This window comes from Rhodococcus sp. KRD162 (assembly GCF_017168335.1).
Classification (GTDB): domain Bacteria; phylum Actinomycetota; class Actinomycetes; order Mycobacteriales; family Mycobacteriaceae; genus Rhodococcoides.
In genome coordinates this window covers 62,722-88,112 of record NZ_JABFAU010000005.1, presented here as the reverse complement: position 1 = coordinate 88,112, position 25,391 = coordinate 62,722, and the positions used below count along the sequence as shown (strand labels likewise).

22 protein-coding genes are annotated in these 25,391 nt (G+C 65.9%); 17 read left to right on the top strand and 5 right to left on the bottom strand.

The window, feature by feature from the left end:
- Positions 1-19 precede the first annotated feature (19 nt).
- Complete coding sequence (gene metF / locus J1M87_RS08720) at positions 20-988, top strand: methylenetetrahydrofolate reductase [NAD(P)H] (RefSeq protein ID WP_374222372.1); 969 nt, start codon at positions 20-22, stop codon at positions 986-988.
- A 4-nt stretch (positions 989-992) separates the two neighbouring features.
- On the opposite strand, the gene J1M87_RS08715 is transcribed toward metF, so the two are convergent.
- From J1M87_RS08715 to J1M87_RS08695, 5 genes are read right to left on the bottom strand one after another with little or no spacing between them, the layout of a single operon-like run.
- Complete coding sequence (locus tag J1M87_RS08715; RefSeq protein WP_206489169.1) at positions 993-2,162, bottom strand: glycosyltransferase family 2 protein; 1,170 nt, start codon at positions 2,160-2,162, stop codon at positions 993-995.
- Positions 2,159-2,902, bottom strand: a complete 744-nt coding sequence (locus tag J1M87_RS08710) for a DUF3153 domain-containing protein (protein ID WP_206489168.1) — start codon at positions 2,900-2,902, stop codon at positions 2,159-2,161. The genes J1M87_RS08715 and J1M87_RS08710 overlap by 4 nt, the downstream gene beginning before the upstream one ends.
- A 23-nt stretch (positions 2,903-2,925) precedes the next feature.
- Positions 2,926-3,774: a carotenoid biosynthesis protein gene (locus J1M87_RS08705; protein WP_206489167.1), complete on the bottom strand. Its 849-nt coding sequence runs from the start codon at positions 3,772-3,774 to the stop codon at positions 2,926-2,928.
- On the bottom strand, positions 3,771-5,375 hold the full coding sequence (locus J1M87_RS08700) for an NAD(P)/FAD-dependent oxidoreductase (RefSeq protein ID WP_206489166.1): 1,605 nt from the start codon (positions 5,373-5,375) through the stop codon (positions 3,771-3,773). The genes J1M87_RS08705 and J1M87_RS08700 overlap by 4 nt, the downstream gene beginning before the upstream one ends.
- A gap of 4 nt (positions 5,376-5,379) precedes the next feature.
- Positions 5,380-5,997: an N-acetyltransferase gene (locus tag J1M87_RS08695; RefSeq protein ID WP_206489165.1), complete on the bottom strand. Its 618-nt coding sequence runs from the start codon at positions 5,995-5,997 to the stop codon at positions 5,380-5,382.
- Positions 5,998-6,193: 196 nt separating this feature from the next.
- Between J1M87_RS08695 and J1M87_RS08690 the strand changes: the two genes are divergently transcribed.
- The 16 genes from J1M87_RS08690 to pgeF all read left to right on the top strand — a co-directional run bounded on the left by J1M87_RS08690 (position 6,194) and on the right by pgeF (position 25,375).
- Positions 6,194-6,649: an SAV_6107 family HEPN domain-containing protein gene (locus tag J1M87_RS08690; RefSeq protein WP_206489164.1), complete on the top strand. Its 456-nt coding sequence runs from the start codon at positions 6,194-6,196 to the stop codon at positions 6,647-6,649.
- Positions 6,650-6,876: 227 nt separating this feature from the next.
- A complete protein-coding gene (locus tag J1M87_RS08685; protein ID WP_206489163.1) occupies positions 6,877-7,314 on the top strand; it encodes a DUF3040 domain-containing protein in 438 nt (145 codons plus the stop codon).
- Between the two features lie 603 nt (positions 7,315-7,917).
- The gene (gene mraZ, locus J1M87_RS08680; RefSeq protein ID WP_094679124.1) at positions 7,918-8,349 is read left to right on the top strand and encodes a division/cell wall cluster transcriptional repressor MraZ; all 432 of its coding nucleotides are present in this window, start codon (positions 7,918-7,920) and stop codon (positions 8,347-8,349) included.
- Positions 8,350-8,569: 220 nt separating this feature from the next.
- On the top strand, positions 8,570-9,601 hold the full coding sequence (rsmH, locus tag J1M87_RS08675) for a 16S rRNA (cytosine(1402)-N(4))-methyltransferase RsmH (protein WP_206489162.1): 1,032 nt from the start codon (positions 8,570-8,572) through the stop codon (positions 9,599-9,601).
- Positions 9,598-10,419: a hypothetical protein gene (locus J1M87_RS08670; protein WP_241256616.1), complete on the top strand. Its 822-nt coding sequence runs from the start codon at positions 9,598-9,600 to the stop codon at positions 10,417-10,419. The genes rsmH and J1M87_RS08670 overlap by 4 nt, the downstream gene beginning before the upstream one ends.
- Complete coding sequence (locus tag J1M87_RS08665; protein WP_206489161.1) at positions 10,416-12,272, top strand: penicillin-binding protein 2; 1,857 nt, start codon at positions 10,416-10,418, stop codon at positions 12,270-12,272. Before J1M87_RS08670 ends, J1M87_RS08665 begins: the two co-directional genes overlap by 4 nt.
- 163 nt (positions 12,273-12,435) lie before the next feature.
- On the top strand, positions 12,436-14,037 hold the full coding sequence (locus J1M87_RS08660) for a UDP-N-acetylmuramoyl-L-alanyl-D-glutamate--2,6-diaminopimelate ligase (protein ID WP_206489160.1): 1,602 nt from the start codon (positions 12,436-12,438) through the stop codon (positions 14,035-14,037).
- Positions 14,034-15,551, top strand: a complete 1,518-nt coding sequence (gene murF / locus J1M87_RS08655) for a UDP-N-acetylmuramoyl-tripeptide--D-alanyl-D-alanine ligase (protein WP_206489159.1) — start codon at positions 14,034-14,036, stop codon at positions 15,549-15,551. Before J1M87_RS08660 ends, murF begins: the two co-directional genes overlap by 4 nt.
- The gene (gene mraY, locus J1M87_RS08650) at positions 15,548-16,633 is read left to right on the top strand and encodes a phospho-N-acetylmuramoyl-pentapeptide-transferase (protein ID WP_206489158.1); all 1,086 of its coding nucleotides are present in this window, start codon (positions 15,548-15,550) and stop codon (positions 16,631-16,633) included. Before murF ends, mraY begins: the two co-directional genes overlap by 4 nt.
- A gap of 3 nt (positions 16,634-16,636) precedes the next feature.
- Complete coding sequence (murD, locus tag J1M87_RS08645; RefSeq protein WP_206489157.1) at positions 16,637-18,097, top strand: UDP-N-acetylmuramoyl-L-alanine--D-glutamate ligase; 1,461 nt, start codon at positions 16,637-16,639, stop codon at positions 18,095-18,097.
- Entirely contained in the window at positions 18,094-19,698 is a 1,605-nt protein-coding gene (gene ftsW / locus J1M87_RS08640; RefSeq protein ID WP_206489156.1) for a putative lipid II flippase FtsW, read from the top strand. The genes murD and ftsW overlap by 4 nt, the downstream gene beginning before the upstream one ends.
- On the top strand, positions 19,695-20,837 hold the full coding sequence (murG, locus tag J1M87_RS08635) for an undecaprenyldiphospho-muramoylpentapeptide beta-N-acetylglucosaminyltransferase (RefSeq protein WP_206489155.1): 1,143 nt from the start codon (positions 19,695-19,697) through the stop codon (positions 20,835-20,837). Before ftsW ends, murG begins: the two co-directional genes overlap by 4 nt.
- Before the next feature lie 66 nt (positions 20,838-20,903).
- Entirely contained in the window at positions 20,904-22,394 is a 1,491-nt protein-coding gene (gene murC / locus J1M87_RS08630) for a UDP-N-acetylmuramate--L-alanine ligase (RefSeq protein WP_206489154.1), read from the top strand.
- A 71-nt stretch (positions 22,395-22,465) separates the two neighbouring features.
- Positions 22,466-23,185, top strand: a complete 720-nt coding sequence (locus tag J1M87_RS08625) for a cell division protein FtsQ/DivIB (RefSeq protein ID WP_241256615.1) — start codon at positions 22,466-22,468, stop codon at positions 23,183-23,185.
- A gap of 172 nt (positions 23,186-23,357) precedes the next feature.
- Entirely contained in the window at positions 23,358-24,611 is a 1,254-nt protein-coding gene (gene ftsZ / locus J1M87_RS08620; protein WP_206489152.1) for a cell division protein FtsZ, read from the top strand.
- Entirely contained in the window at positions 24,608-25,375 is a 768-nt protein-coding gene (gene pgeF, locus J1M87_RS08615; RefSeq protein WP_206489151.1) for a peptidoglycan editing factor PgeF, read from the top strand. Before ftsZ ends, pgeF begins: the two co-directional genes overlap by 4 nt.
- Positions 25,376-25,391: the final 16 nt, after the last annotated feature.

Here is a 25,391-nt window from a genome sequence, read left to right as displayed (position 1 = left end):
CGCAACCTATGATCTTCGGGTGAGCGAAGATTCCGTCAGGGGGCGGTCGAGCCGAGGATTCGTGACGAGGACTCCGTCCATCGTCGACCGATTGCGGCACGATCCGGAGGCCAGGATCCCCTTCTCGGTCGAGTTCTCCCCGCCTCGCGATGCCGCCGCAGAGGCCAGGCTGTGGCGGGCAGTCCGTGAGTTCGAGCAACTTCAGCCCGCATTCGTGTCGATGACGTACGGAGCCGGCGGCTCCACCCGCGATCGAACTGTGCGCGTTACAGGACAGATCGCCGAGGAGACGACCCTGCTTCCGGTGGCGCATCTCACAGCGGTCTCGCACAGTGTCGACGAGTTGCGCTCGATGGTCGGCTCCTACGCCGATCGCGGCATCACCAACATTCTCGTGCTGCGCGGCGACCCCCCTGGGGATCCACTCGGTGATTGGGAGAAGCACCCCGACGGAGTCGAATACGCGGAGGAGTTGGTCCGGCTGGTCCGCGATCTCGGCGACTTCCACGTAGGGGTGGCATCGTTTCCCGAAGGACACCACCGTGCCGACGATCTGGAGCAGGACACCAGGTGCCTGGTGGACAAGCTCCGTGCCGGAGCGGAGTACTCGATCACTCAGATGTTCTTCGATGTGGACGACTACCTGCGATTGCGCGATCGTGTGTGTGCCCACGATGCCGAGCAGGGCGCGAAGCCGATCATCCCCGAGATCATGCCGATCACCTCACTGCGTTCGGTCCGCCGGATGCTCGAACTCTCCGGCACGACGCTCCCGTCCTACCTGGACGAGAAATTCACTCGCGCAGCCGGTTCCGGGCCGGAGGAGGACCGCGCTGCCGTCCGAGAAGTGGGCATCGAACTGGCGACGACCATCGGCGAGCGGTTGATCTCCGAGGGTGCGCCGGGATTGCACTTCATCACGCTCAACTTCGCACGGGCGACGCGCGAGGTACTGAGCAACCTGGGTCTGGCACCGGCGCGGGTCTAGCCTCTCAGCTCTGCGGTACGGGCATCGGGCGTGATTTCCACGACAGCGAGCCGCGCTGCATGCGTAGGTGTGACTCGGCCACCAGGCCGACGAACGCGAGAATCGACAGCGGATGCAACGCGGCGTCGATCACATCGCCGAGGCCGAACCGCGATCCCGATTCGCGCCGCCGCGCGGCCATTCTGGATACCGTGCCGGCCAGATACCCGGCCACGCCGAGTCGACGCGTCGACCCCGTGGAGGTGAGTGCGGCGACGGGCGGTACGAGGTAGATCACGGACAGCGTCAGAGCTGCTGCGGTCGACCCCGCAGGTCCGCCGAACACGCTCCACAGCCACCTGCTGTATCCGGACCGCAGATCCGCGGTTGAGTCGTACATCCGGCATCGAATCAACCCGGCAGCAGAGGCCACCGACGTCGAAAAGCCTCGTCGGCGCAGTGCACGTGCCAGGTCCAGATCCTCGGTCGCGCTGCCGGCAACGCAGCTGTGTCCGCCGATGGCCCGGTACGCAGCCCTGTCGAAGGCCATGAACTGACCGCACGCAACTGCCATCGACGGCAGCGGCAGCGCGTTCGCCACCGGCACCGGCAGAGTCGACATCCACGACCACGCCAGCAAGGGTTGGACGAGTCGCTCGACGGCGCTCCCGGCACGTTGCTCGGGCCAGGGGCACAGCAAACCGTCGCCGCGTCTGCGCAACATCCGCACGGCTGCCGCGACAGCGCCGGGTTCGAGTCGAACGTCTGCGTCGACGAAGACGATCACCGAGGCGTTCACATCGTCCTCGTCGGCGAGCCGGGCCAGCTCGGCGCACGCTGCGGCTTTGCCGGTCCAGCCCGGTGGCGGTGGAACGGCGGACTTCACGACCCGAATTCTCGGGTCACCCGCAGCTGCCGCGTTCGCTGCCGCGGTCGTTCCGTCGGTCGAGTCGTCGTCGAGAACGACGACCTTCAGGTCGGTGCACAGTTGCTGCCGGGTCAGGTCGTCGATCAAAGCCGGCAGCGTGCCCACCTCGTTGCGAGCGGGGATGCAGATCGAGATGCGTTCGGTGACCGGACTGGTCGGACGGCGCAGACCCGGCATGGACAGCGCGTTCATCGAGGCCACCGCGGCGGAGGTCGAGGCGAGGACAGCGGCGGCCTGCGTTGTTCGTGCGAGGAACCGGCCCGTCACACCGATGTTCTGTCGGTCGAGTCGTCCGCCCCGGGGCGTCGCGGCCGACGGTTGGCCAGCGGCGGGTTGCGTGAGACCCACGCCATCGCGCCGACGATCGCCGCGACGCCGACGGTCACCCCGCCGACGATTCCGGCCCAACCGGCGAAGCTTCGGGTGTTCGGATCGGGATAGTTGACCTCGGCGCGCACGGATGTGACCTCGCCGGCCGGTAGTTTCCAGGAGATCGAGTTGTCGCTCTCGCGAGTGCCGTTGGTGGTACCGATGCGAGCGGGAAACGCGATGGTGAACTGGACGTCCGATCCCTGAGTCGGGACCGAGGACAGGTCGGCGTTGCCCGACAGGCTGACGGTGTCACCAGAACGTTGCAGCGTGAGTTGGAACGATCCGGCAGCGTTCTGGAAGATCGATCCGAGCGTCTGCACGTCGCCGAACGAGAGATCCTCGAAAATGGCCTGTGAGCCGACGTATCCGTCCTGGTTGTACGGTTCGACACGCACCTTGTCCTCGAGGGACGAGGGAACCACCAGTTCCGGGCCGGTGTCGGAGTCGGAGGTCGGCACACTGGCCGCCACGATCTGACCCGCCACCCGGTCGTTCGCCGAGACCCCCATCGTGACCTGCACCCGCAGACAACCGGCCAGCATCGGTGCAATCAGCAGGGCCAGTGCGATCACCGAGAGGACTCGGCGTCGGTTGGTTCGGTGAGGTGTTCGCGATGTCGACTGCACGTCCGACATCGTGCCAGGGCATGGAGCCGATGTCAGTCGGCAGGGGTTGTCAGCGAGGTGTGTCGGTCTCGAGCTGATCGAGCTCGCCAGGCCGTCGCGATCAGCGGGATGCCGACGGTGCCCATCACCACGAACCCGTACACCGCCGAGTAGCGAAGTTCTGCACCCTCGAGGAATACCGCATGGGCGAGGGCCGAACCGAGCCAGGTCCACAGAAAGAGCCCGATGGGAACCGCGTCGCCGGAGGGCTGCACCGGCCTCACCGACCGCCGCGGTTCGCCGACGGCTCGATCGAACGAGGACATGATCACGGTCATCGATGTGGCCACCACGAGCCAGCCGAGGTAGTTGGTCAGCGGAATCGACGGCACCCCCGGCAGTCCGACGGCACCGCTGGTCCAGGTCCACTGCCCGTCCGTGACCATCTGTGGATCGAGGTAGAGGTCCCAGCCGACCATGCCCACCGCCACCGCGGTGATGCGGAGCGCGGTAGCGCGCACCTGCGAGATATCGATTCGCTCGACGACGAAGCTCACCGCGCACCAGATGGGATAGAACCCGGCCGTCCATGCCAGCGGGACCACGAGAGGAACCTCGAACGCACTGGGGCCCAAGCGGTTCTGCGCGTAGAAGTACTCGCCGAACGGAAAGCCGGTGGCAGTGCCGACGAGCTCGGAGACGAACCCCGAGCCGGCGGTCACAACGATCAGAACTACGGTCCACCGCGCGCCTCGGTAGAGCGCAGCATGCAGGATCGACGCGAGCGCGAGCAACGCGACCACGGCCACCGTCACAGCGTCCCGGGTCGAACCCGACACCAGCGGGTAGACGATCTGGCACCCGACGGCGGCGGCCGCGACGACAACCGGCGCGCTCCTCATGGCTTTCTCCTGAGGAACCCGCGCCGCCGCGAGGCACGGGCGTCCGCGATCGCAATCCGCGCCGCCGATCGCCCACTGGCTGCCATCACCCCGCCGCCGGGGTGGGTCGATGCACCGGTGAGATACAGCCCTCGCGCTCCTGGAACTCGGTGACCGGCCAGTTGGGGATGCGGACGCCACATCATCATCTGGTCCAGTGACATATCGAGATGCATGATGTTTCCGCCGATCAGACCGAGCTCTCGCTCGATGTCGGGGGGCGACTGCACATACCGATTCATCACTGTGTCCGCGAAACCGGGTGCGTACCGATCCATCTCGGCCACGATCCGATCTGCTTCGAACTCGGCCAACGAACGCTCGCCGGGAGCGACCGAACGCCATTGCCTGCCGTCCGCGAGAGTATGAGGATGCCACTGAGACCACAGTGACACCTGGTGCTGTCCTGGTGGGGCAATGGTGGGATCGATGGCGGTGAACGACATTCCCAGAACTGCCGGGGTGGGTGGCAGGTCTCCGGCCAGTGCGTGCCCATGTGCCAGGCGCAACTGGCTGCGGTCGCGTACGAGCAGGGCCAGGCCGTGAGTTCCGTCCTCGATTCGGTCGGCGCTGGGATACACCGGTAGGGCATCGGTGGCCAGCCGGACTGCGGTACCGATGCCGGGCCCCACCCTGATGGTGCTGCGCCACCGAGCGATCCGGTCTGCGTCGTGCCCGCCGTCGGCGAGCAGATCGAGTGTGGTCAGGATGTGACAACCCGCCACGACGATTCGGCTGTCGATCGCTCGTCCCGACGCGGTTCTGGTGGTCCAGCCGTGTGGGCGTCGAACGAGTGAGGTCACTGCGTCACCGAGAGTCACCGCGGCACCGTCGCGCCGCAGGCGGGCGATCATCGCCTCCGTCAGCGCGCCACTGCCGCCGATGGCGCGGCCGGGTGGGAGGGTGTGCATGAGGGCGGCAAAGCCCACCATCGGCGCGGTTCCCGGCTCGGACATCGGTGGTCCCGACTGTGCGCCGAACCACGCCAGTGCGGCCTTGAGGCGTTCGCTCGAGAACAGCTCGTCCAACAGGGAATCGCCGGTGGCGAGGAACTCCCGCGAAAGCATGCTGCCGCCGTCCGGGGCCCCGAGTCCCCAGAAGGATCGGAGCAGCTTCGGGCCGGTGGGTGGTCCGCCGAACGCGCGCATGGTGCGCTCGCTTCGAGGACCCCACGTGTGGACGAAGTTGCGGTAGGCGTTGGCATCGGCTGTCCCGCACGCGGCGGCAATGGAATCGCAGGTGCGGTCGAGGCTGCGATGGAAGACGATGGCTCGTTCGTCGGTGTCGACCGCACCCGGTGCGAAGGCCCATGGATCGCAGTCGATGTAGCGCAGGCCGAACTCGGCGAGGCCGAGTTCTTCGATGATGCCTGTGTGGCGAATCATGATGTGCGCCGAGGAGCCACGGTCGACGCGGTGGCCGGGAAAGCGCTCGACGGTCGACACCGCGCCACCGGCGACGGTGTCGCGCTCGAGCACCTCCACCGACATCCCGGCGTCGCTCAGATAACAGGCAGAGGTCAGGGCGTTGTGGCCTGAGCCCACCACCACAGCGTCGATCACAACCTCAGGCTACTGGCAGCTCGAGCGGCAACCGGCGACTCAATACGGCGAACGGACGTCGATCGCCGGCGAACGAGAAGTCCCGGAGCACGTCCGTGAAGCCCAGCCGCCGGTAGAGCCGCCACGCTCGATTGTCTTCCCCGGTTACTTCGGGAGTGGACAACATCACGTTGTCGGCCGTGACACCGTCCAACAGTCGGCTGCACAGTCGGCCGCCCAGACCGTGGCCTTGGGCACTCGGGAGGACGTGCAACTCGGTCAGTTCGAAGTAGTCACCGAGCACGGCCTCGACCTGTCCAGGGGAGTGGCCCGCCCGCCGCATGCCGTCGCGTACCTGCTGATGCCACCACTGGTGGGCAGCGCCGTGGTAGCCGTAGGCAACGGCGACCAGGGAATCGGGCTGTGCCGGGTCCGGGTTGGGGAGCAATGCCCCCACCGCCCGCCAACCCGGCCGATGCAGATGTTCGCTCCACATCGGGGCGCGGCTCTGCTCGGTTCCACGGGGGTAGCCCATGGCCTCGACGTAGATGGACAGCGCCTCACCCAGCCGCTGGCGGAATCGAGGGGGCGTCAGATCGATCAGGTACGGCGCTGTCTGCGCATCGGCGACGACTGTTCTCACCCTTTCCTCGGCAACTTGTCGGTGGGCACGGCTATATTCGAGATGTCGAACGGGTGTTCGATGATCGGGGCCTGGTGCACCGGTGGCGTCGGCTCGGTTCCGCGAGTCGGATTCCCCGGGGTTCGACTGTAAGGCTTCATCAGGGATCCGGGCGCGTCAGGTACGCACCGGAGATTCGAACTGGAGGTGTTCGAGTATGACGATCACACAGGCATTCGATGCCGGCGTGCTGTCGCCGGTGCCGCGCCAGGCCCGGGTCCTGCTCGGTCGAGCCGATGCATTGCTGTCCGAGTCCGTCGGCGAGACCGATGCAGGCGATCGTTTTCTCGGGAGCTACGCCGCAGCGCTCAAGGGCGCGGCGGCCGTGCTGGCATCCGTGCCGAACTCGATCGGGGCCCGTCCTCGCTCGCGCAGCGCGTGGGTGTTGATGGCGAAGGCGGCGCCTGATCTCGCCGTGTGGGCGGATTACTTCGCGTCGTTCTCGGCTACCCGCGCTGCGGTCGAGGCGGGGGCATCGAGCACGGTTTCCGATCTCGACGCCGAAGATTTCTACCGGCACGCCAGCCGTTTCCTGAACTCGGTCGACGATCGACTGGGTGGCCAGTCACGCTTGGCTGCAGTGGACCCGATGGTGGCACCGATATCGGCGTGACTCGGCAGTGTGGTCGCGGCGGGTGAACTGCCACGTCACGCACTGTTCGGACACCGTTTCCGGCACGTCCGTCTCGAAATCTTCGATGTTTCTCAGGAACACATCGACCGAGTAGGTGGTAAGCAGTGGATTCAGCTCGTATCATCGACAGCAGGTAGCCGCCAAGGTCAGCTTCCCGTCGTTTCGCAACCGAAATGACCTTCAATATCTGTGCAGGGGGAGGTACCGTGCCACTCTCCGAGCACGAGCAGCGCATGCTCGATCAAATAGAGAGCGCTCTCTACGCCGAGGATCCCAAATTTGCGTCTCACGTGAGAGGCGGCCGCGTTCGTGCGGCGTCGAGCAGGAGGCGCTTTCAGGCTGCCGCGCTGTTCGTCGTGGGACTCGTGTTGCTCGTCGCCGGTGTTGCTCTGTCGACGAACAGTTTGGCGTTTCTCGTCGTCAGTCTCATCGGCTTTTTGTTCATGTTCGGTGCCGGGGCACTGTTCCTGTTCGGCGGCTCCAAGAAGGGGGCCGCAGGGTCGCAAGAGGAAGGCAGCACAGCAAGCAATGCTGCTGAATCCTCTGGTCGTGGTTCCGGGCAGAAATCGAAGGGTGGCCGCAAGGGCGGCAGTTTCTCCTCTCGAATGGAAGACCGGTTCCGAAAGAGGTTCGATCAGGAGTGATTCGATTTTGATGTAAGCCGACCTCGTGTCGGCTTCCCACGCCTCACACAGCAGCACCTCACCTTCCGGTGAGGTGCTGCTGTCGTTGCAGCCATAGAACTGCGAACGCCGAACAGTCGCTGACTCCCGGTCGATCCATGTGGCGATCGCGCGACTCGGCGACACGCCGACCGGATTGCGCCCCGGGTCGGGCCCGAGCGCCGATGTGGCAGCGCTGCTGAATGGAACCGTCGTCGCGTGTCGTGTCGTCTCCTACTGCGTCACGCCGGGTCCGTGGGGTGAACTCCCCACTTCGCCCCACGTTCCTCACCATTCCCCACTTTTCCCCACCTGGGCCGAAATAGGGGTCCGTCTGGCGTGCCTGTGCGCCACCACCACGGAAAATGCCAGGCCGAACCGCTCGAAAGGGTGGGTGTCGAGCGTTCGAGTGCCATCGTGCGAGGTGTCACCCCTCGCGCGTCTTGCTGCAAAATAAAGCTGCCCCAGGTTCGTTGAGCTGGTGATTTACGAAAGTTCCCAAGATTTCTCGGCTACGGATGGGTCGAAGTGGGGGAGAGTGGGGTAAAGTGGTCCGCAGCGGAGAGTCGAGGCTGGAGGTGGCGAGTGTTTCTCGGTACCTACACGCCGAAGCTCGACGACAAGGGTCGACTCACGTTGCCGGCCAAATTTCGAGACGCGCTTGCGGGAGGTGTCATGGTGAGCAAGGGGCAGGATTTCAGCCTCGCGGTCTACACCGCGGCAGACTTCGCCGAGCGGTCTCGGAAGCTGACGGCAGCGTCTCGTGCCAACCCGAAAGCCCGTGCCTATGTGCGTCAGTTCTTCTCGGGAACCGACGAGCAGCGGCCGGACGGACAGGGTCGCATCACCATCAGTGCCGAACACCGCCGTTACGCGGGGCTCGAGCGAAACTGCGTGGTGATCGGTTCGATGGATTTCATCGAAATCTGGAACGACGAGGCATGGGCCCGCTACTCCGCTGAGAACGAGCAGGATTTCTCCGACGCTTTCGATGAATCCCTCGGAGGGATCTTGTAACCCGCCCTGGGTCGCCTGCGAGTGCAGCGAGGCCTCTGCCCGATCAGAACCCTGACGTTCTTCCCCAACGCCAGGTTTCGCAGATCAGGACCCTGACGTTCTTCCCCAACGCCAGGTTCCCTATCGGACAGGGACCTCGAAGCATTCGTGACGGTGCCCATGGGCAACCCGCACGGCCCGGACCCGGGCGAGAAGTACGTACGCACGACCGGGAGGAACCATGACGGAGGGCGTCGGAAAGGACGAGAGCAGCTCGTCCGCCGACCGAACCCGCCAACGATCCGAAGCTCCGGTTCACGTTCCGGTTCGACTGGAGCGAGCGGTCGAATTATTGGGTCCTGCACTCGATTCCGCCGACAGCGTGCCCGTCATGATCGATGCGACGCTCGGACTCGGCGGTCATTCCGAACACTTTCTGCGTACCTATCCGCAGCTGCACTTGATCGGGCTCGACCGCGATCCAGATGCGCTCGAACTCGCGGGTGCCCGGTTGTCTCCCTATTCGGATCGAATCACGCTGGTCCACAACACTTACGACGGAATCGCAGAGGCGCTCGGTGAGGCCGGGCTGCCGGCGCTCGGATCGGTGCACGCCATTCTGTTCGATCTCGGGGTGTCGTCGATGCAATTGGACGAGTCCGAGCGTGGATTCGCGTACTCCGTCGATGCCCCACTGGACATGCGGATGAATCCGACGGTGGGCATCACCGCTGCCGACATCCTCAACACGTATTCGCACGGCGATATCGCGCGCGTGCTCAGTACATACGGAGAAGAGCGGTTCGCAGGCAAGATCGCCTCTGCGGTGCTGCGTCGACGCGAGCACACCCCGTTCACGACGAGTGGTCCGTTGGTGGAACTGCTATACGCCGCAATCCCTGCTGCGACGCGGCGTACGGGCGGACATCCGGCCAAGCGGACTTTTCAGGCCCTGCGGATCGAGGTCAACGGCGAGCTGGACTCGTTGAAGGCCGCAGTGCCCGCCGGGCTCGATGCCTTGGCCGTCGGCGGCCGAGTGGTCTTCATGTCCTACCAATCGCTCGAAGATCGAGTTGTCAAGCAGGAGTTGGCACCTCGGATCAAGTCCCGTAGCCCGGAGGGATTGCCGGTGGAGCTTCCCGGAATGGGTCCGGAGTTTCGGCTACTGACCAGAGGGGCCGAGCGTGCCTCGGATGCAGAGATCGATGTCAACCCACGTTCGGCTCCGGTGAGATTGCGCGCCGCCGAACGGATTGCAAGGAGAGCGGAATGACAGTTCCAGGCGCATCTGTCGGGACACAGCGCAGTCGAGTTCCAGCCTCCAGGCGCAATGTCGTTCCGCAGGGTCCACTTTCGGGCCCAGAACCCACCAGCCGTCGCGGTGGACGATCCGGAGCGGCTCTTCGGGCGTACGAGCGCAGACAGCAGCGCGCATCGATTCACACCTCGGATTCGGCCCGCGGTTCCAGCCAACGTCGGTCGATCGACGGCAGTGCTATCGCAGCGCGAATTCCGTTCGTCGCATTGATCATCGGCCTACTTGCCCTCGGTCTCGGTTTGACGTTGCTGCTGACCACGCGGTCTGCGGGCGACTCCTACGATCTGAGCGCAGCGAAGGCAGTGAACACCGAACTCGCCCAGCAGCGAGCATCTCTGCAGCGCGATATCGAGTTGGCGGAATCACCCACCGAGTTGGCTCGCAAGGCCGCTGGACTCGGCATGGTTCCGGCGAAGAATCCCCCGCGCCTGATCGTCGGAGCAGACGGCGGTGTGCAGGTGGTGGGCACCCCGGTCCCTGCCGACGGCGCACCGGTGCCGCCGCTCGACCCGGTGACGAACGCCGCTGGGAGCGAGGCCGCGATGCCTGCTACGGGAACGCAGCAGCAACTGACTCCGCGCAGTGCCTCGCAACCCAACCGGACCTCGGGAACGGTCGATACCCGCGCCGCCACGCCGAGTGCGGGCAATGGGGCTGGAAATGACGCGCTTGCTGAACAATTGGTTCCCATGAGCCTTCCCTCGGGCGAAACACCTTCGGTCGACGCGCCCTCGGCTCCGTCCACCGACGACGCCGCGGGTGACGGGCAGTGACCAGGCCAACGCCTGCTTCGCGCCGTCGGCCACCGAACCGAAAGCGTCTCGACTCGTCCACCTTTCGGTTCCGTCACGGAACCGGGCGGATTCTGATGTACACGGCGCTGATCGTTGCAGCAGCCCAATTGCTGTGGATTCAGGGAGTCGACGGCCCCAGGCTGTCGGCCGAGTCGGCCTCGCAGCGCACCACCACGATCGTCGATCCCGCGTTGCGCGGGTCCATTCTCGATCGCAACGGAAATCCGATCGCGTTCACGATGGAAGCGAAAGCGCTGACATTCCAGCCTGTTCGAGTACGTAGGGAACTCGACGAGGCCAGAGCGGCGGATCCAACCCAACCGGAGACGGAGCAGTATCTCGAGGACATCGCGGCGCGTATCCACAGCGATCTCGGCGATGTGATCAGCGAGAAGGATCTGCTTGCGAAGCTGAACAGCGATGACGAATTCACCTATCTGGCACGTGGTGTCGATGCCACCATCGCGTCGAAGATCAGTGCTGATTTCAGGCAGGTCGGTCTGGAGCGACAGGACATCCGCGAGTATCCGGGCGGGTCTCTGGCCGCGAACATCGTCGGTGCCACCGGGTGGGACGGACACGGTCTGCTCGGTCTGGAGGATTCCCTCGACGCAACCTTGGCTGGAACCGACGGATCGCAGACCTACGACCGCGGTTCCGACGGTGCCGTCATTCCCGGCAGTTGGCGAGACAAGCAGCCCGCCGTCAACGGTTCCAGCGTCGAGCTGACCATCGATGCCGATCTTCAGTACTACGTACAACAGCAGGTTCAACTGGCGAAGGACCTGTCCGGAGCCAAGGACGCATCGGCGTACGTGCAGGATTCGCGTACCGGCGAGGTGCTGGCGATGTCGAACGACAACACCTTCAACGCAGGTATCGGTGTCGGCAACAACGACCGCAACAAGCAGATGGGCAATCTGCCTGTCACCACCCCGTTCGAGCCGGGATCGGTGAACAAGATCATCACTGCTGCCGCGGCCATCGAGAACGGGCTCACCACACCCGACGAGGTGCTGCAGGTTCCGGGCAGCATCTTCATGTCCGGGGTGACCGTCAAGGACGCCTGGGACCACGGTGTCGCGCCGTACACCACTACCGGCGTATTCGGTAAATCCTCCAACGTCGGCACCCTGATGCTGGCGCAACGCGTCGGCGAGGATCGCTATGCCGACATGCTGAACAGATTCGGCCTGGGCCAGCGCAGTGATGTCGGTCTGCCCAACGAGAGCGCAGGAAGCGTGCCGAGCCGCGATCAGTGGTCGGGCGGTACGTTCGCCAACCTCCCGATCGGGCAGGGATTGTCGATGACACTGCTGCAGATGACCGGGATGTACCAGGCCATCGCCAACGACGGAATCCGCATCCCACCCCGGATCATCGAGGCGACCGTGGACGCCAACGGTCAGCGGACCGAGACCGAGCGGCCGGACGGCGTGTACGTGGTGAGCCCACAGACCGCGAAGACGGTCCGGAACATGTTTCGATCCGTCACCCAGGACGACACGGGCAATCAGCGCGGCACCGGGGTCGCCGCCGGTGTCGAGGGGTATCAGATCAGTGGAAAGACCGGTACGGCGCAGCAGGTGGACCCGGAGTGCAAGTGCTACTCGAACTCGAAGTACTGGATCACCTTCGCGGGTATCGCGCCCGCCGACGATCCCCGCTATGTGATCGGGATCATGCTCGACGCCCCGACGCGCAGCGCCGACGGCTCCGGCGGGCAATCGGCAGCACCCCTGTTCCACAACATCGCCAGCTGGATGCTCCAGCGGGACAGTGTGCCCATGTCCGCAGACCCCGGCCCCAAGCTGGTGCTGCAGGCGGACTGAGTCCGATTGTCGACGTGCGGTGGGTCGGGGTGGCGACATCGACGTCCCGGCCGCCGGTAATCTGACACATCGGTTCGGACTCGTTCGTTCGGCCGCCGCCGCAGCACTGCGCGATCGAGTCGGCGCAGGTGCGCGGCCGGCAGCATAGAGGAAGGGAGCAGGAGTGACTGTTTCATCGGATTCACGTCCGGCTCCGGGTTCACGTCCGGCGCAGCCACCGCACACCGAGGTTCTTCAGGTGGCGTCTGCATCCGGTGCCGTGATCGGGGCCGGCGACCCCGCGGGCGTATCGGTGACCGGTATCGATTTGCGAGCACAGTCCGTCCTGCCCGGCGATCTCTTCGCGGCACTGCCCGGATCGAGTCGTCACGGTGCAGAGTTCGCCGCCGACGCGGTCGATCGCGGCGCGGTGGCCGTTCTCACCGACCCCGACGGGCTCGACATAGTCCGGCGCGTATGCGCAGCCACGGAACGCCAGGTTCCGGTGCTCGTGCACGATCGCCCACGGGAAATACTGGGAACAGCCTCAGCGCTGATCTACGGCAACCCCTCGTCGAAGATGACCGTCATCGGGATCACCGGTACATCGGGGAAGACGACGACCTCGTATCTCATCGAGGCCGGCCTGACCGCTGCGGGTCGGCGTTGTGGGTTGATCGGCACGATCGAAACGCGCGTGGCAGGTCGGCACGTGCCGAGCGCTCTCACTACCCCCGAGGCACCACAGTTGCACGCGCTCTTCGCGGTCATGGTGGAACAGGGCGTCGATACCGTGGTGATGGAGGTGTCCTCCCACGCGCTGTCGCTGGGGCGGGTGGACGGCACCTGCTTCGCCGTCGGAGCGTTCACCAATCTGTCTCAGGATCATCTCGATTTCCATGGTTCCCTGGAGGACTACTTCCTGGCCAAGAGTCGATTGTTCGCCGCCGACTCGGCTGTGCGGGCCGAGACCGCTGTCGTCTGCGTGGACGATTCGTGGGGGCTCCGTATGGCAGAGATCGCTCGCGCGGCCGGATCGACCGTGGTCACCGCCTCTACCGGTGACGACTCGAACTGGTCGGTCTCGGATTGGGCCAAACACGACGACGGCACGCAGTCCTTCGTCGTTACCGACCCGCACGGTGAGAAGCTGCCGGTCTCGGTCCGGCTCCCGGGGCGATACAACGTCTCGAACAGCGTGCTGGCGCTGGCGACGTGCGCCGCAGCCGGAGTGGATGCGCCGATGGCGGCGGCCGGGCTTGCGGCGGTCGATGTGCCAGGACGCGTACAGCGCATCGATCGGGGACAGAATTTCGTGGCCGTTGTCGACTACGCCCACAAGCCTGCGGCCGTCGAGGCCGTACTGGCCACGTTGCGTGAATCCTCCCGTGGCCGGATCGCCGTGGTACTCGGTGCAGGCGGAGACCGCGACACCGCGAAGCGGCCGCTCATGGGTGCGGCCGGGGCACGTGGTGCCGATCTGCTGGTGGTGACCGACGACAACCCACGCAGCGAGGATCCCGCCGTCATTCGGCGGGCAGTGGAGGACGGCGCACTGTCGGTGCCGGCGGACGCACGTGGCGAGGTCCGGAATGTGGCAGGCCGCGCAGCGGCGATCGAGCAGGCCGTGGAGTGGGCACGCGAGGGGGATGTTGTGTTGATCGCAGGTAAAGGGCACGAGACCGGCCAGGAGGTGGCCGGGGTGAAGCACCCGTTCGACGACCGGGTGGAGCTCGCCTCGGCGATCGACGCTCGGCTGTTCACCGCGAGTGCAGGTACGCGGTGATTCCGCTGTCGATCGGCCGCATCGCCGAGATAGTCGGCGGCACCGTGCACGAGGTACCGGATCCGACGGTCCTCGTGCCAGGTCCGGTGGAGTTCGATTCACGGAAGGTCACCCCCGGCAGCGTCTTTCTCGCTCTGCCCGGAGCCAAGGTGGATGGCCACGAGCACGCACCCGATGCGGTTGCCGCCGGTGCGGCGCTGGTGCTCGCCGCACGACCTGTCGGGGTACCTGCCGTCGTGGTGCGTCCGGTTCCGCACGAGAGCCGCGCCATGGCTCTCGAACACGATCCCGACGGCTCAGGATCGGCGGTCTTGACCGCACTCGGTGCGCTGGCGAGGGAGTCGGTGCTCGAACTCACCGCTCAGCACGGGCTGACCGTCGTCGGCGTGACCGGATCCTCGGGGAAGACCTCCACCAAAGACCTGATCTCGGCGGTACTGGCACCGCTCGGCTCGGTGGTGGCACCTCCCGGATCGTTCAACAACGAACTCGGCCATCCGTGGACGGCTCTGCGCGCAGACGCCGAGACCGACTTCCTCTGTCTCGAGTTGTCCGCCAGAGGAATCGGCCACATCGCCGAACTCGCCGCCCTCGCACCGCCGCGTATCGGGGTGGTGCTCAACGTGGGCACCGCGCACCTGGGCGAGTTCGGATCGCGTGCCGCGATCGCGCTGGCGAAGGGGGAACTCGTCGAAGCCCTCCCGAGCGCCGCGGACGGGGGAGTGGCGATCCTCAATGCCGACGATCGACTCGTTGCCGAGATGGCAACGCGCACAACGGCATCGGTCGTCACAGTGGGTCAGAGTGCCGATGCCGACATCAGGGCTGTCGACGTTCGGGTCGACGCCGACGCCCGGGCGTCGTTCACGCTCGAATGCGCGGCAGGATCGGTACCGATCACGTTGGCAGTGCACGGTGAACATCAGGTCGGAAACGCGCTCGCCGCTGCGGCGGTCGCACTCGAATGCGGAGCGACGCTCAGCCAGGTGGCCGACGCATTGGCGGCTGCAGCTCCGACGTCGATCCGGCGGATGGACGTGCGTACCCGCGCCGACGGGGTCACCGTCGTCAACGACTCCTACAACGCCAATCCGGATTCGATGCGGGCTGCACTCAAGGCGTTGGTGTCGATGTCACGCCGGGACGACGGGCACAAGCGTCGCAGCTGGGCAGTGCTCGGTGAGATGGGTGAGCTGGGGGCGGACTCGGTGGTCGAGCACGACGCGATCGGTCGGCTCGCTGTTCGACTCGACGTCGATCGGCTGATCATCGTCGACACCGGACGTCCCACTCGGGCGTTGCATCAGGGTGCGGTCATGGAAGGTTCCTGGGGCGAGGAGTCGATGCTGGTACCCGATCGCGAGACCGCGATCGACGTGCTGCGCGAGGAGGTACGTCCCGGCGACATCGTTCTCGTGAAGGCCTCGCAGTCCGGTGCTCTGTGGACCGTCGCGGACGCTCTGCTGGCCGAGGTGTCGAGTGCCGTCGCAGCCACCGCGGAGGGTGAGCAGTGAGGCAGATCCTGTTCGCCGGCGGCATCGCACTGGCCGTCGCGATCCTGCTGACGCCTGTGCTGATCAAAGCGTTCTCGAAACAGGGCTTCGGTCAAGAGATTCGCGTGGAGGGTCCCGCCAGTCACCAGTCCAAGCGCGGCACTCCGACGATGGGCGGCGTCGCGATTCTCGTCGGCCTCTGGGCCGGCTACTGGGGCTCGCACCTGATCGGAATCGGATACGACGCCGACGGTCCGTCGGCCTCTGCCCTGCTCGTTCTCGGACTGACCACGGTGCTCGGACTCGTCGGGTTTCTCGACGACTTCATCAAGATTCGCAAGCAGCGCAACCTGGGCCTGAACGCCACCGGCAAGTATGTCGGCCAGATAACCGCTGCGGTGCTCTTCGCCATCCTGGTTCTGCAGTTCCGCAGCGACAGCGGGCTCACCCCTGGCAGCACCCAGCTGTCCTACGTCCGCGACATCGCCACCTGGTCCATGTCGGCTGTCGTGTTCGTGCTCTTCGTCTGCTTGCTGGTGATCGCGTGGTCCAACTCGGTCAACCTCACCGATGGGCTCGACGGCCTCGCCGCCGGGTCGATGACGCTGGTGCTCGGCGCGTACACGGTCATCACGTTCTGGCAATACCGGCAGGCGTGCGCAGGCCCCGCCGGGCCTGCCCCCGGGTGCTACGACGTTCGAGATCCGCTCGACCTGGCGCTGGTCTGTGCCTCCGCTGCGGGCGCATGCATCGGATTCCTGTGGTGGAACGCCGCTCCGGCCAAGATATTCATGGGCGATACCGGTTCGTTGGCTCTCGGCGGCCTCATCGCGGGACTGTCGGTGGTCACCAAGACGGAGCTGATCATGGTGGTCATCGGTGCACTGTTCGTCGCCGAGGCCGCGTCGGTGGTCATTCAGGTCGCGGTGTTCCGATCCAGTCGCCGACGCGTATTCCGCATGGCACCGTTCCATCATCATTTCGAATTGGCGGGATGGGCCGAGACGACGGTGATCATCCGGTTCTGGTTGCTGGCCGCCATCGCGTCGGCGGTCGGTCTTGCCCTGTTCTACAGCGAGTACCTCGCTGCTGTCGGCGGGTAGGGCATGGCGCAGTCATCGACCGATCTGACCTGGTTGCGCGGTAGCTCGGTGTTGGTCACCGGTGCGCGAGTCTCCGGGCTCGCCGTCGTGCAGCCCTTGCTCGATCTCGGAGCTGTCGTCACCGTCACCGATTCCGATCGCACTGCCCTCGACGAGGCGGCGAATCGCGGAGCGGCGGTGGTGCTGCAGGACGAACTGCTCTCCGATGCCTCGGCGATCGCCGAGTTCTCTCTCGTCGTCACCAGTCCCGGTTTCCGTCCCGACTCACCGGTCTTGGCGGCTGCTGCCGAACAGGGAATTCCGGTGTGGGGAGATGTGGAACTGTCGTGGCAGGTAGACCTGGCCGAGTTGTACGGCCCCCGGACGCGCTGGCTGGTGGTGACCGGAACCAACGGAAAGACGACGACGACCTCGATGGTGGCGTCGATTCTGGAGGCAGCCGGGATCGAGTCGGTGGCCTGCGGCAACATCGGACTCCCCATCGCCGACGCCGTGCGTCGTACCCCGCACCCGAGTGTTCTCGCCGTGGAACTGTCCTCGTTCCAGTTGTTCTGGGCCCCGTCGGTGCGCCCGGCGGCGGGTGTGGTTCTGAACATCGCCGAGGATCATCTGGACTGGCACGGCGGTATGGACGGGTACGTCTCGGCCAAAGCGCGTGCCTTGACCGGTGATGTTGCCGTCGTGGGTCTCGACGATGCCAGGGCTTCGAGTCTTTCGGCTGAGGCACCTGCTCCGACGGTTGTCGGGTTCCGGCTCGGGGAGCCGGCCTCGGGTGAGCTGGGTGTGCGCGGGGGTGTGCTGGTGGACAACGCTTTCGGTGTCGACGTGGATCTGATCGCGGCCGACGATGTCGAGCCGAGCGGACCGTCGGGGGTTCTGGATGCGCTCGCTGCGAGCGCGCTCGTTCGTTCGATCGGGGTGCAGGCCGACGCGGTGCAGGCCGGTTTGCAGAGCTATCGGGTGGGGCCCCATCGGGCTGCGGTGGTGCGCGAACTCGCCGGCGTGACGTTCGTCGACGATTCGAAGGCGACCAACCCGCACGCGGCGCGGTCGTCGATCCTGGCGCACGAGCGGGTGGTGTGGATCGCCGGTGGTTTGTTGAAGGGCGCGGTGATCGACGACTTGGTGGTCGAGATCGCCGATCGGCTCGTGGCTGCGGTCGTTCTCGGCCGTGATGGGATGCAGATCGCAGAGGCTTTGGCGCGACACGCGCCCGATGTTCCCGTTGTCAGGCTCCCTTCGGGAGACGATGCTGGTGTGACTCATGGTGCTGAAGATGCTGATGCGGTGATGCGGGCGGTCGTCGACCACGCGGCTCGGCGCGCTGCGCCGGGGGATACCGTGCTGTTGGCCCCCGCGGCGGCATCACTGGACATGTTCGTCGATTACGGCCACCGCGGCCGCAGCTTCGCCGAGTCGGTGCTGCGGCTCGAGGCCGCCGACATCGGATCGACGCGCTCGTGACCACTACCGGACAGCCGCCTCGTTCACCACGTCGGACCGCTGCGCCGCGCACTCGAATCGGGTTGTGGCTGGGCCGGCCGTTGGCGTCGTTCCACCTCATCGTCACCATCGCGGTACTGCTGACGGTGTTGGGTCTGGTGATGGTGCTGTCCGCGTCGTCCGCCGAATCCTTTGCGGCCGACGAATCCGGGTACGCCCTGTTCACCCAGCAGTTGATCGGCGTGGCGCTCGGTGCCGTCGCCTTCTACACCGCACTTCGGTTGCCGGTCCGTTATCTCCGGAAGCTCTCGTTCCCGCTGTTCCTGGTCTCGATCACCATGCTGATGCTCGTGTTGATTCCCGGCATCGGTGCCGAACGGCAGGGTGCGAGGCGATGGTTCGACTTCGGTGTCGTCTCGTTCCAGCCCTCCGAACTGGCGAAAGTTGCGCTGGTGTTGTGGGGTGCGCACTTGCTGGCCTCGCGGCGCAGTGAACACGGCAACATCAAGTCGTTGCTGGTGCCGCTGCTGCCTGCGGGTCTGCTGATGTGTCTGCTGGTTGTCTTGCAGCCGAACCTGAGTACCGCGATTGCCCTCGGCATCATCTTGGTGGCGTTGCTGTGGTTCGCCGGCCTCAATGCCCGGCTGTTCGGTGCGGTTCTGATGACCGGTCTGGCTCTGGCAACGGTGCTCGCGTTCACTGCCGGTTACCGATCCAATCGCGTCAAGGCCTGGCTGAACCCGGGCGACGACACCCAGGGCCTGTCTTACCAGTCCACACAGGCCAAATACTCGCTCGCCGATGGCGGACTGTTCGGCCGAGGACTCGGCCAGAGCCGCGCGAAGTGGAGCTACCTGCCCAACGCGCACAACGACTTCATCTTCGCCATCATCGGTGAAGAACTCGGGACGATCGGCTGCCTCGCGGTCATCGGACTTTTCGGACTCTTCGTGTACACGGGCCTGCGCATCGCCATGCGCTCGGTTGACCCGTTCCTGCGCTTGTTGACCGCCGGTGCCACGTGCTGGGTGTTCGGTCAGGCCATGATCAATATCGGCTACGTCGTCGGCCTGCTCCCGGTGACCGGTCTGCAGTTGCCGTTGGTGTCCTACGGCGGCACGTCGACCGCGATCACCCTGCTCATGTTCGGCATCATCGCGAGCGCGGCCCGGCACGAACCGGAGGCCATCGCGGCGTTGCATGCAGGGCAAGAGGGCCGCATCGCGCGCGCTCTCCGGTTGCCGTTGCCCGCCGTCTTCTCGCCCAAACGAGCAGCGATGGCGCGCTCGAAGTCCACTCGGCCCACTCTCGCAGCACAGGACCGCAAGCGGCTCGAGTCCCGCAAGGGCAATGGCAAGGGCAAGGGCAAGGGCAACGGCAAGGGCAAGCCCGGTGCAGGTGCGCGTGCCACCGAGACGCCACGCACCCGCGCATCCAGTTCGCGGGCCGGCTCGCCGACCTCGGCCGGATACCGGACGGACGCGGCTCGCCGAGCCGATCCGCAGCGGCGCGAGGCCGGTGCCGAATACCTCGCCGGGGCTCGGTCGCCCCGCAGGCCCCGTCCGGAACCGCAACCCGGTCGCCCGGCCGTCCGCTCCGGTGAGCGAGGATATCGACGGTGAAGCACACTTCTCGACCGATTTCCGTAGTGGTTGCCGGGGGCGGAACGGCCGGGCACATCGAGCCTGCGCTCGCTGTGGCCGATGCCCTGCGCGTCCTCGATCCCACCGTCACCGTCACTGCCCTCGGGAGCAGTCGAGGGTTGGAGACGACGCTCGTTCCCGCCCGTGGGTATGCCCTCGAACTCATTCCGCCTGTTCCGCTGCCGCGTAAACCCACGCTCGATCTGCTGAAACTGCCGATTCGGGTTGCGCGATCGGTGCGCAGAACCAGGGAGATCTTCGCGGCCGTCGAGGCCGATGTGCTCGTCGGGTTCGGTGGCTACATCGCGTTGCCTGCCTACCTCGCGGCGCGCGGTCGAGTGCTCGGCCGTGGTGGCCGAATTCCGGTGGTCATTCACGAGGCCAATGCCAGGGCCGGCATCGCGAACAAAGTCGGTGCCCGCTCTGCCGAGCGGGTACTCGCCGCCGTGGCCGGGTCGGGCATCACCGCGCGCGGCCGCGCGGACGCGGAGGTGATCGGAATCCCGGTGCGTCCCACCATTACCGGTCTCGACCGAGCGAAGCTGCGTGCGCGGGCCCGAGCGCACTTCGGTCTTCCCGAGAAGGGCCCTGTGCTGCTGGTGTTCGGCGGTTCGCAGGGAGCCCGGTCGCTCAACGACGCGGTGTCGGGCGCCTCCCGTGCCCTCGCCGGTGCCGGCATTTCGGTCCTGCATGCGCATGGACCCAAGAACACACTCGCCGTCGAACAGAGCAACCCCGACGCGCCCTACGTCGCCTTGCCGTACATCGACCAGATGGATCTGGCGTACGCGGCCGCAGACATGGCGATCTGTCGGTCCGGGGCGATGACGGTCGCGGAGGTATCGGCAACCGGTCTGCCCGCCGTCTACGTCCCGTTGCCGCACGGCAACGGTGAGCAGGAACTCAACGCCCGCCCGGTCGTCGACGCCGGAGGTGGCATCCTGGTATCCGACGCGACACTGACCGTGCAGTACGTGAGCGATACGGTGGTCGCAATGCTGGCCGACACCGAGACAATTGCCACCATGTCCGCAGCTGCGGCAGCCGCTGGGCACAAGGGTGCAGCGGCCGCCGTCGCGCAGATCGTGCTCGATACTGCGCTCGCGGCGCGGCGCTGATCCGGGCGGCGTCGAGCATGCGAAGAGAACGAGGGAGACGTCCGCGTGACAAGTGATGGTGGGGCGATGTCGGATTTGCCGGCGGAGCTCGAACGAGTGCACATGGTGGGGATCGGGGGTGCCGGTATGTCCGGGATCGCCCGGATTCTGCTGGCTCGCGGCGGTCAGGTCTCGGGATCGGACGCCAAGGAATCACGAGGTGTACTCGCGCTGCGCGCACGAGGTGCCCAGGTTCGAGTCGGTCACGATGCCAGTGCCCTCGACATGATCGACGGTGGCCCCTCGGTCGTGGTGACGACGCACGCTGCGATTCCTCAGACCAATCCTGAACTCGTCGAAGCCCGCGAACGCGGAATCCCGGTGGTGCTGCGGCCTGCGGTGCTGTCCTCGCTGATGCAGGGGTACCGCACGCTGTTGGTCTCGGGTACCCACGGGAAGACGTCCACGACCTCGATGCTGATCGTGGCGCTCCAGCATTGCGGGTTCGATCCGTCGTTCGCCGTCGGGGGAGAGCTCAACGAGGCCGGGACCAATGCCCATCACGGCAGTGGTGACGTGTTCGTCGCCGAGGCGGACGAGAGCGACGGCTCACTGCTGCAGTACACCGCCAACGTCATCATCGTGACCAATATCGAGGCCGACCATCTGGACTTCTTCGGCACCACCGAGGCGTACGTGCAGGTGTTCGACGACTTCGCCGCCCTCCTCGGTCCGGGCGGTGTGCTGGTGGCGTGCATGGACGATCCCGGCTCGGCAGCGTTGGCTCGCCGAGTGGTGGAGCGAAACATGCCCGGCGTGAGGGTGCTCGGTTACGGGTCGTCCGAGGTCGATGCGGGGCCGGTCGAGATGGCCGTTCGGCTGTTGTCGTGGGTTCCCGAGGATGTCGGTGGTGTCGCTCAGCTGCAGATCGCGGGTGAAGATGCAGCGCGTACCGTACGGCTCGGCGTTCCGGGGCGGCACACCGCGCTCAATGCGTTGGCTGCGTTCGTCGCGGCGCGTCAGGTCGGTGCCGGGATCGAGGAAGTGCTGGCCGGTCTCACCGGGTTCGGCGGTGTCCATCGGCGTTTCCAGTTCACCGGGCGAGAGCACGGCGTCCGCGTCTTCGACGACTACGCGCACCACCCCACCGAGGTTCGCGCGGTGCTCACTGCAGCTCAGGCATTGGTCGCCGGCCAGCAACACGGGCGGGTGGTGGTGGTGTTCCAGCCTCACCTCTACTCGCGAACCGCGACGTTCGCCGAGGAGTTCGGGGCAGCATTGTCGTTGGCCGACGAGATCGTTGTGCTCGACGTGTTCGGTGCGCGGGAGGAGCCGCTCCCGGGCGTGACCGGTGCGCTGGTGGCCGCTGCGGTGACCAAACCGGTGAATTATCAGCCTGATCTGTCCTTGGTGGCCAAACAGGTCGCTCATCTCTGTGTCCCCGGTGACGTGGTGATCACGATGGGTGCCGGTGATGTGACGATGCTGGGTGGACCGATTCTGGATGCGCTTCGCTCGAAGACCGATTTCGGTGCTGCCAGCGGCCGCGGAGCCTCGAAGGATCGGCCGTCGACGTGACCCGCCGCTCCGATCGGGCTCGATCCACGGGTGCGAGAACAGCTGCAGGGCAGGATGATTCGTTGAAGGCCATGAGCGACAAGCAGGCGCGTGCGCTGGCCAGGGAACAAGAACGAGACCGGGTTCGACGTTCTCGGCGCAAGGCAATCCTGATCGCGGTTGCTGTCGTTGTTCTGGTGGTGGGATCGGCTGCGCTCGCGTACTTCACTCCGCTGTTGTCGGTTCGTACCATCGCGGTCGCGGGTGAGTCCTCGGTGTCCGAGCAGGAGATTCTCGATCGGCTCGATATTCCGCTCGGTCTTCCGCTGGTTCGCGTGGATACGGCCGCGGCCGCGCAGCGAGTGGCGACGATTCCGGCGCTAGCGACGGTGCGGGTGCAACGCAAATATCCCTCGACCGTTCAGGTGACGGTGCAGGAGCGAGTTGCGGTGGCGTTCTTCGATTCTCCGGACGGCACCCACCTGCTCGACTCCACCGGGGTCGATTTCGCGATCGGGCCGCCGCCGCCCGGGGCGGTGCGGCTGGTGACCGACAATCCCGTATTCGGTGATCCGGTGACGAAAGATGCTCTGGCCGTGCTCGATACGCTGCCTCCGCTGCTGCGGGATCAGGTCGGCGAGCTCCGGGCGAGCACACTGTCGGACATTTCGATCGTGCTGCTCGACGGCCGTACCGTGGTGTGGGGCAGTCCGGACGAGTCCGAACGCAAGGCCGCCGTTGCGATCGCACTGCTGTCGCAGCCGGGACAGATTTTCGACGTGTCGAGTCCGGATCTGCCCACCACGAAATAGTGGCGGTGCCGGTGACTCATATTTCTGTCACGGCGTCGGCGCGCCTAATGGCGATAGCGGTCGGGGATGAATAGCGTTTCGACCAGTTCAGTACTTGACATAACTCTAAGCCTGTGGTTTAGGTTGAGAGTTTTCCATATTTCAGGCAACACTCCACGGAAGGCGAGAGCCCATGACGCCCCCGCACAACTACCTCGCCGTAATCAAGGTCGTCGGCATCGGCGGCGGCGGCGTGAACGCGGTCAACCGCATGATCGAACAGGGACTCAAAGGAGTCGAGTTCATCGCGGTCAACACCGACGCGCAGGCGCTGCTCATGTCCGACGCGGACGTCAAACTCGACGTCGGTCGTGAACTGACGCGCGGACTCGGGGCCGGAGCCGATCCTGAGGTCGGCCGCAAGGCGGCAGACGACCACAAGGACGAGATCGAAGAGGTGCTCAAGGGTGCCGACATGGTCTTCGTCACCGCAGGCGAGGGCGGCGGAACCGGTACCGGTGGCGCTCCCGTTGTTGCCAACATCGCCCGCAAGCTCGGTGCGTTGACCGTCGGTGTCGTCACCCGCCCGTTCTCGTTCGAGGGCAAGCGCCGCGGGGGACAGGCCGACACCGGAATTCAGCAGCTCCGGGAGTCCTGCGACACCCTCATCGTCATCCCCAACGATCGACTGCTCCAACTCGGCGACGCTGCCGTGAGCCTGATGGATGCATTCCGCAGTGCCGACGAAGTGCTGCTCAACGGCGTCCAGGGCATCACGGACCTGATCACCACACCTGGTCTGATCAACGTCGACTTCGCGGACGTGAAGGGCGTCATGTCCGGCGCGGGCAGCGCGTTGATGGGTATCGGTTCCTCTCGCGGGGAGGGTCGGGCGATCAAGGCTGCCGAGTCGGCGATCAACTCGCCCCTGCTCGAAGCCTCGATGGAAGGTGCCCGCGGGGTGTTGCTGTCCATCGCAGGGGGATCCGATCTCGGCCTGTTCGAGATCAACGAGGCCGCGTCGCTGGTGCAGGAAGCGGCGCACATCGACGCGAACATCATCTTCGGCACGGTCATCGACGACTCGCTCGGCGACGAGGTTCGCGTGACCGTCATCGCTGCGGGCTTCGACGGTGGGACACCGACGCGTCGGCCGATCGAGGCTGCCACGGGCGGACGCGGTCCGATCGGATCCGCACGCTCGGGAGAGGTGTCGTCGCGATCGGGCGAGAGCTCCGAAGGCGCGGTGTTCCGCGATCCCGTCGGCGCCTCCAGCGGCAGCAGTCTGCCGCCGTTGAACTCGTCGAGTTCTTCTTCCCGGGACTCCGCCGGCCGCGACTCCGCCACCGGAAGCGACCGCGAGTCCGTCGGTTCCGGCCGTCGGGTGCCGATCGCCGAGGACGACGGCGAAGACGATGTCGACGTGCCGTCCTTCATGCGGCGGTGAACGAGGCAGCCGCCACCGCTGCGTTCCGGGTCCGGCGAGTGTCCACCACCCGCGAGGGTGGCGTGTCGGCACCGCCGTTCGACACCTTCAATCTCGGTGACCATGTCGGCGACGATCCCGTTGCCGTCGAGACCAATCGCCGACGCCTCGGCGATCGGTTGGGCATGGGGCTGGAACGGTTGGTCTTCATGGAGCAGGTGCACGGTCGAACCGTCACCGTCGTCGATGGCCCGACGTCCGAACCGGTGCCGATGACCGATGCCCTGGTGACGACGCAGCGGGATCTGGGGTTGGTGGTGTTGACCGCCGACTGCGTTCCCGTGCTGCTGTCCGACGAGGAAGCGGGTGTCATCGCTGCGGTCCACGCAGGTCGGGTTGGTGCCCGCATCGGGATTCTGCCTCGGGTGTTGGCTGCGATGGTCGAGCTCGGGGCGGTGCCCGCGAGGATCGGGGCGCTGCTCGGCCCGGCAGCCAGTGGCAGGCACTACGAGGTACCGGCGTCCATGCGCTCGGATGTGGACAAACACCTTCCCGGAAGTGCGACGACGACTGTTCGGCACACCCCAGGACTCGACATACCCGCCGGACTCCGGGCCCAGCTGATCGCAGCAGGCGTGTCCGGTGTGGCTCAGGATCCGCGGTGCACGATCGAGGACAGGACTCTGTTCAGTCATCGCCGGGAAGGTTCTACCGGCCGCATCGCCAGTGTCGTGTGGATGGACAGTGGATTCTCCGACGACCGCGCGGCCACGGCCGAGCGGTGACGCGGCAGGAGGGATG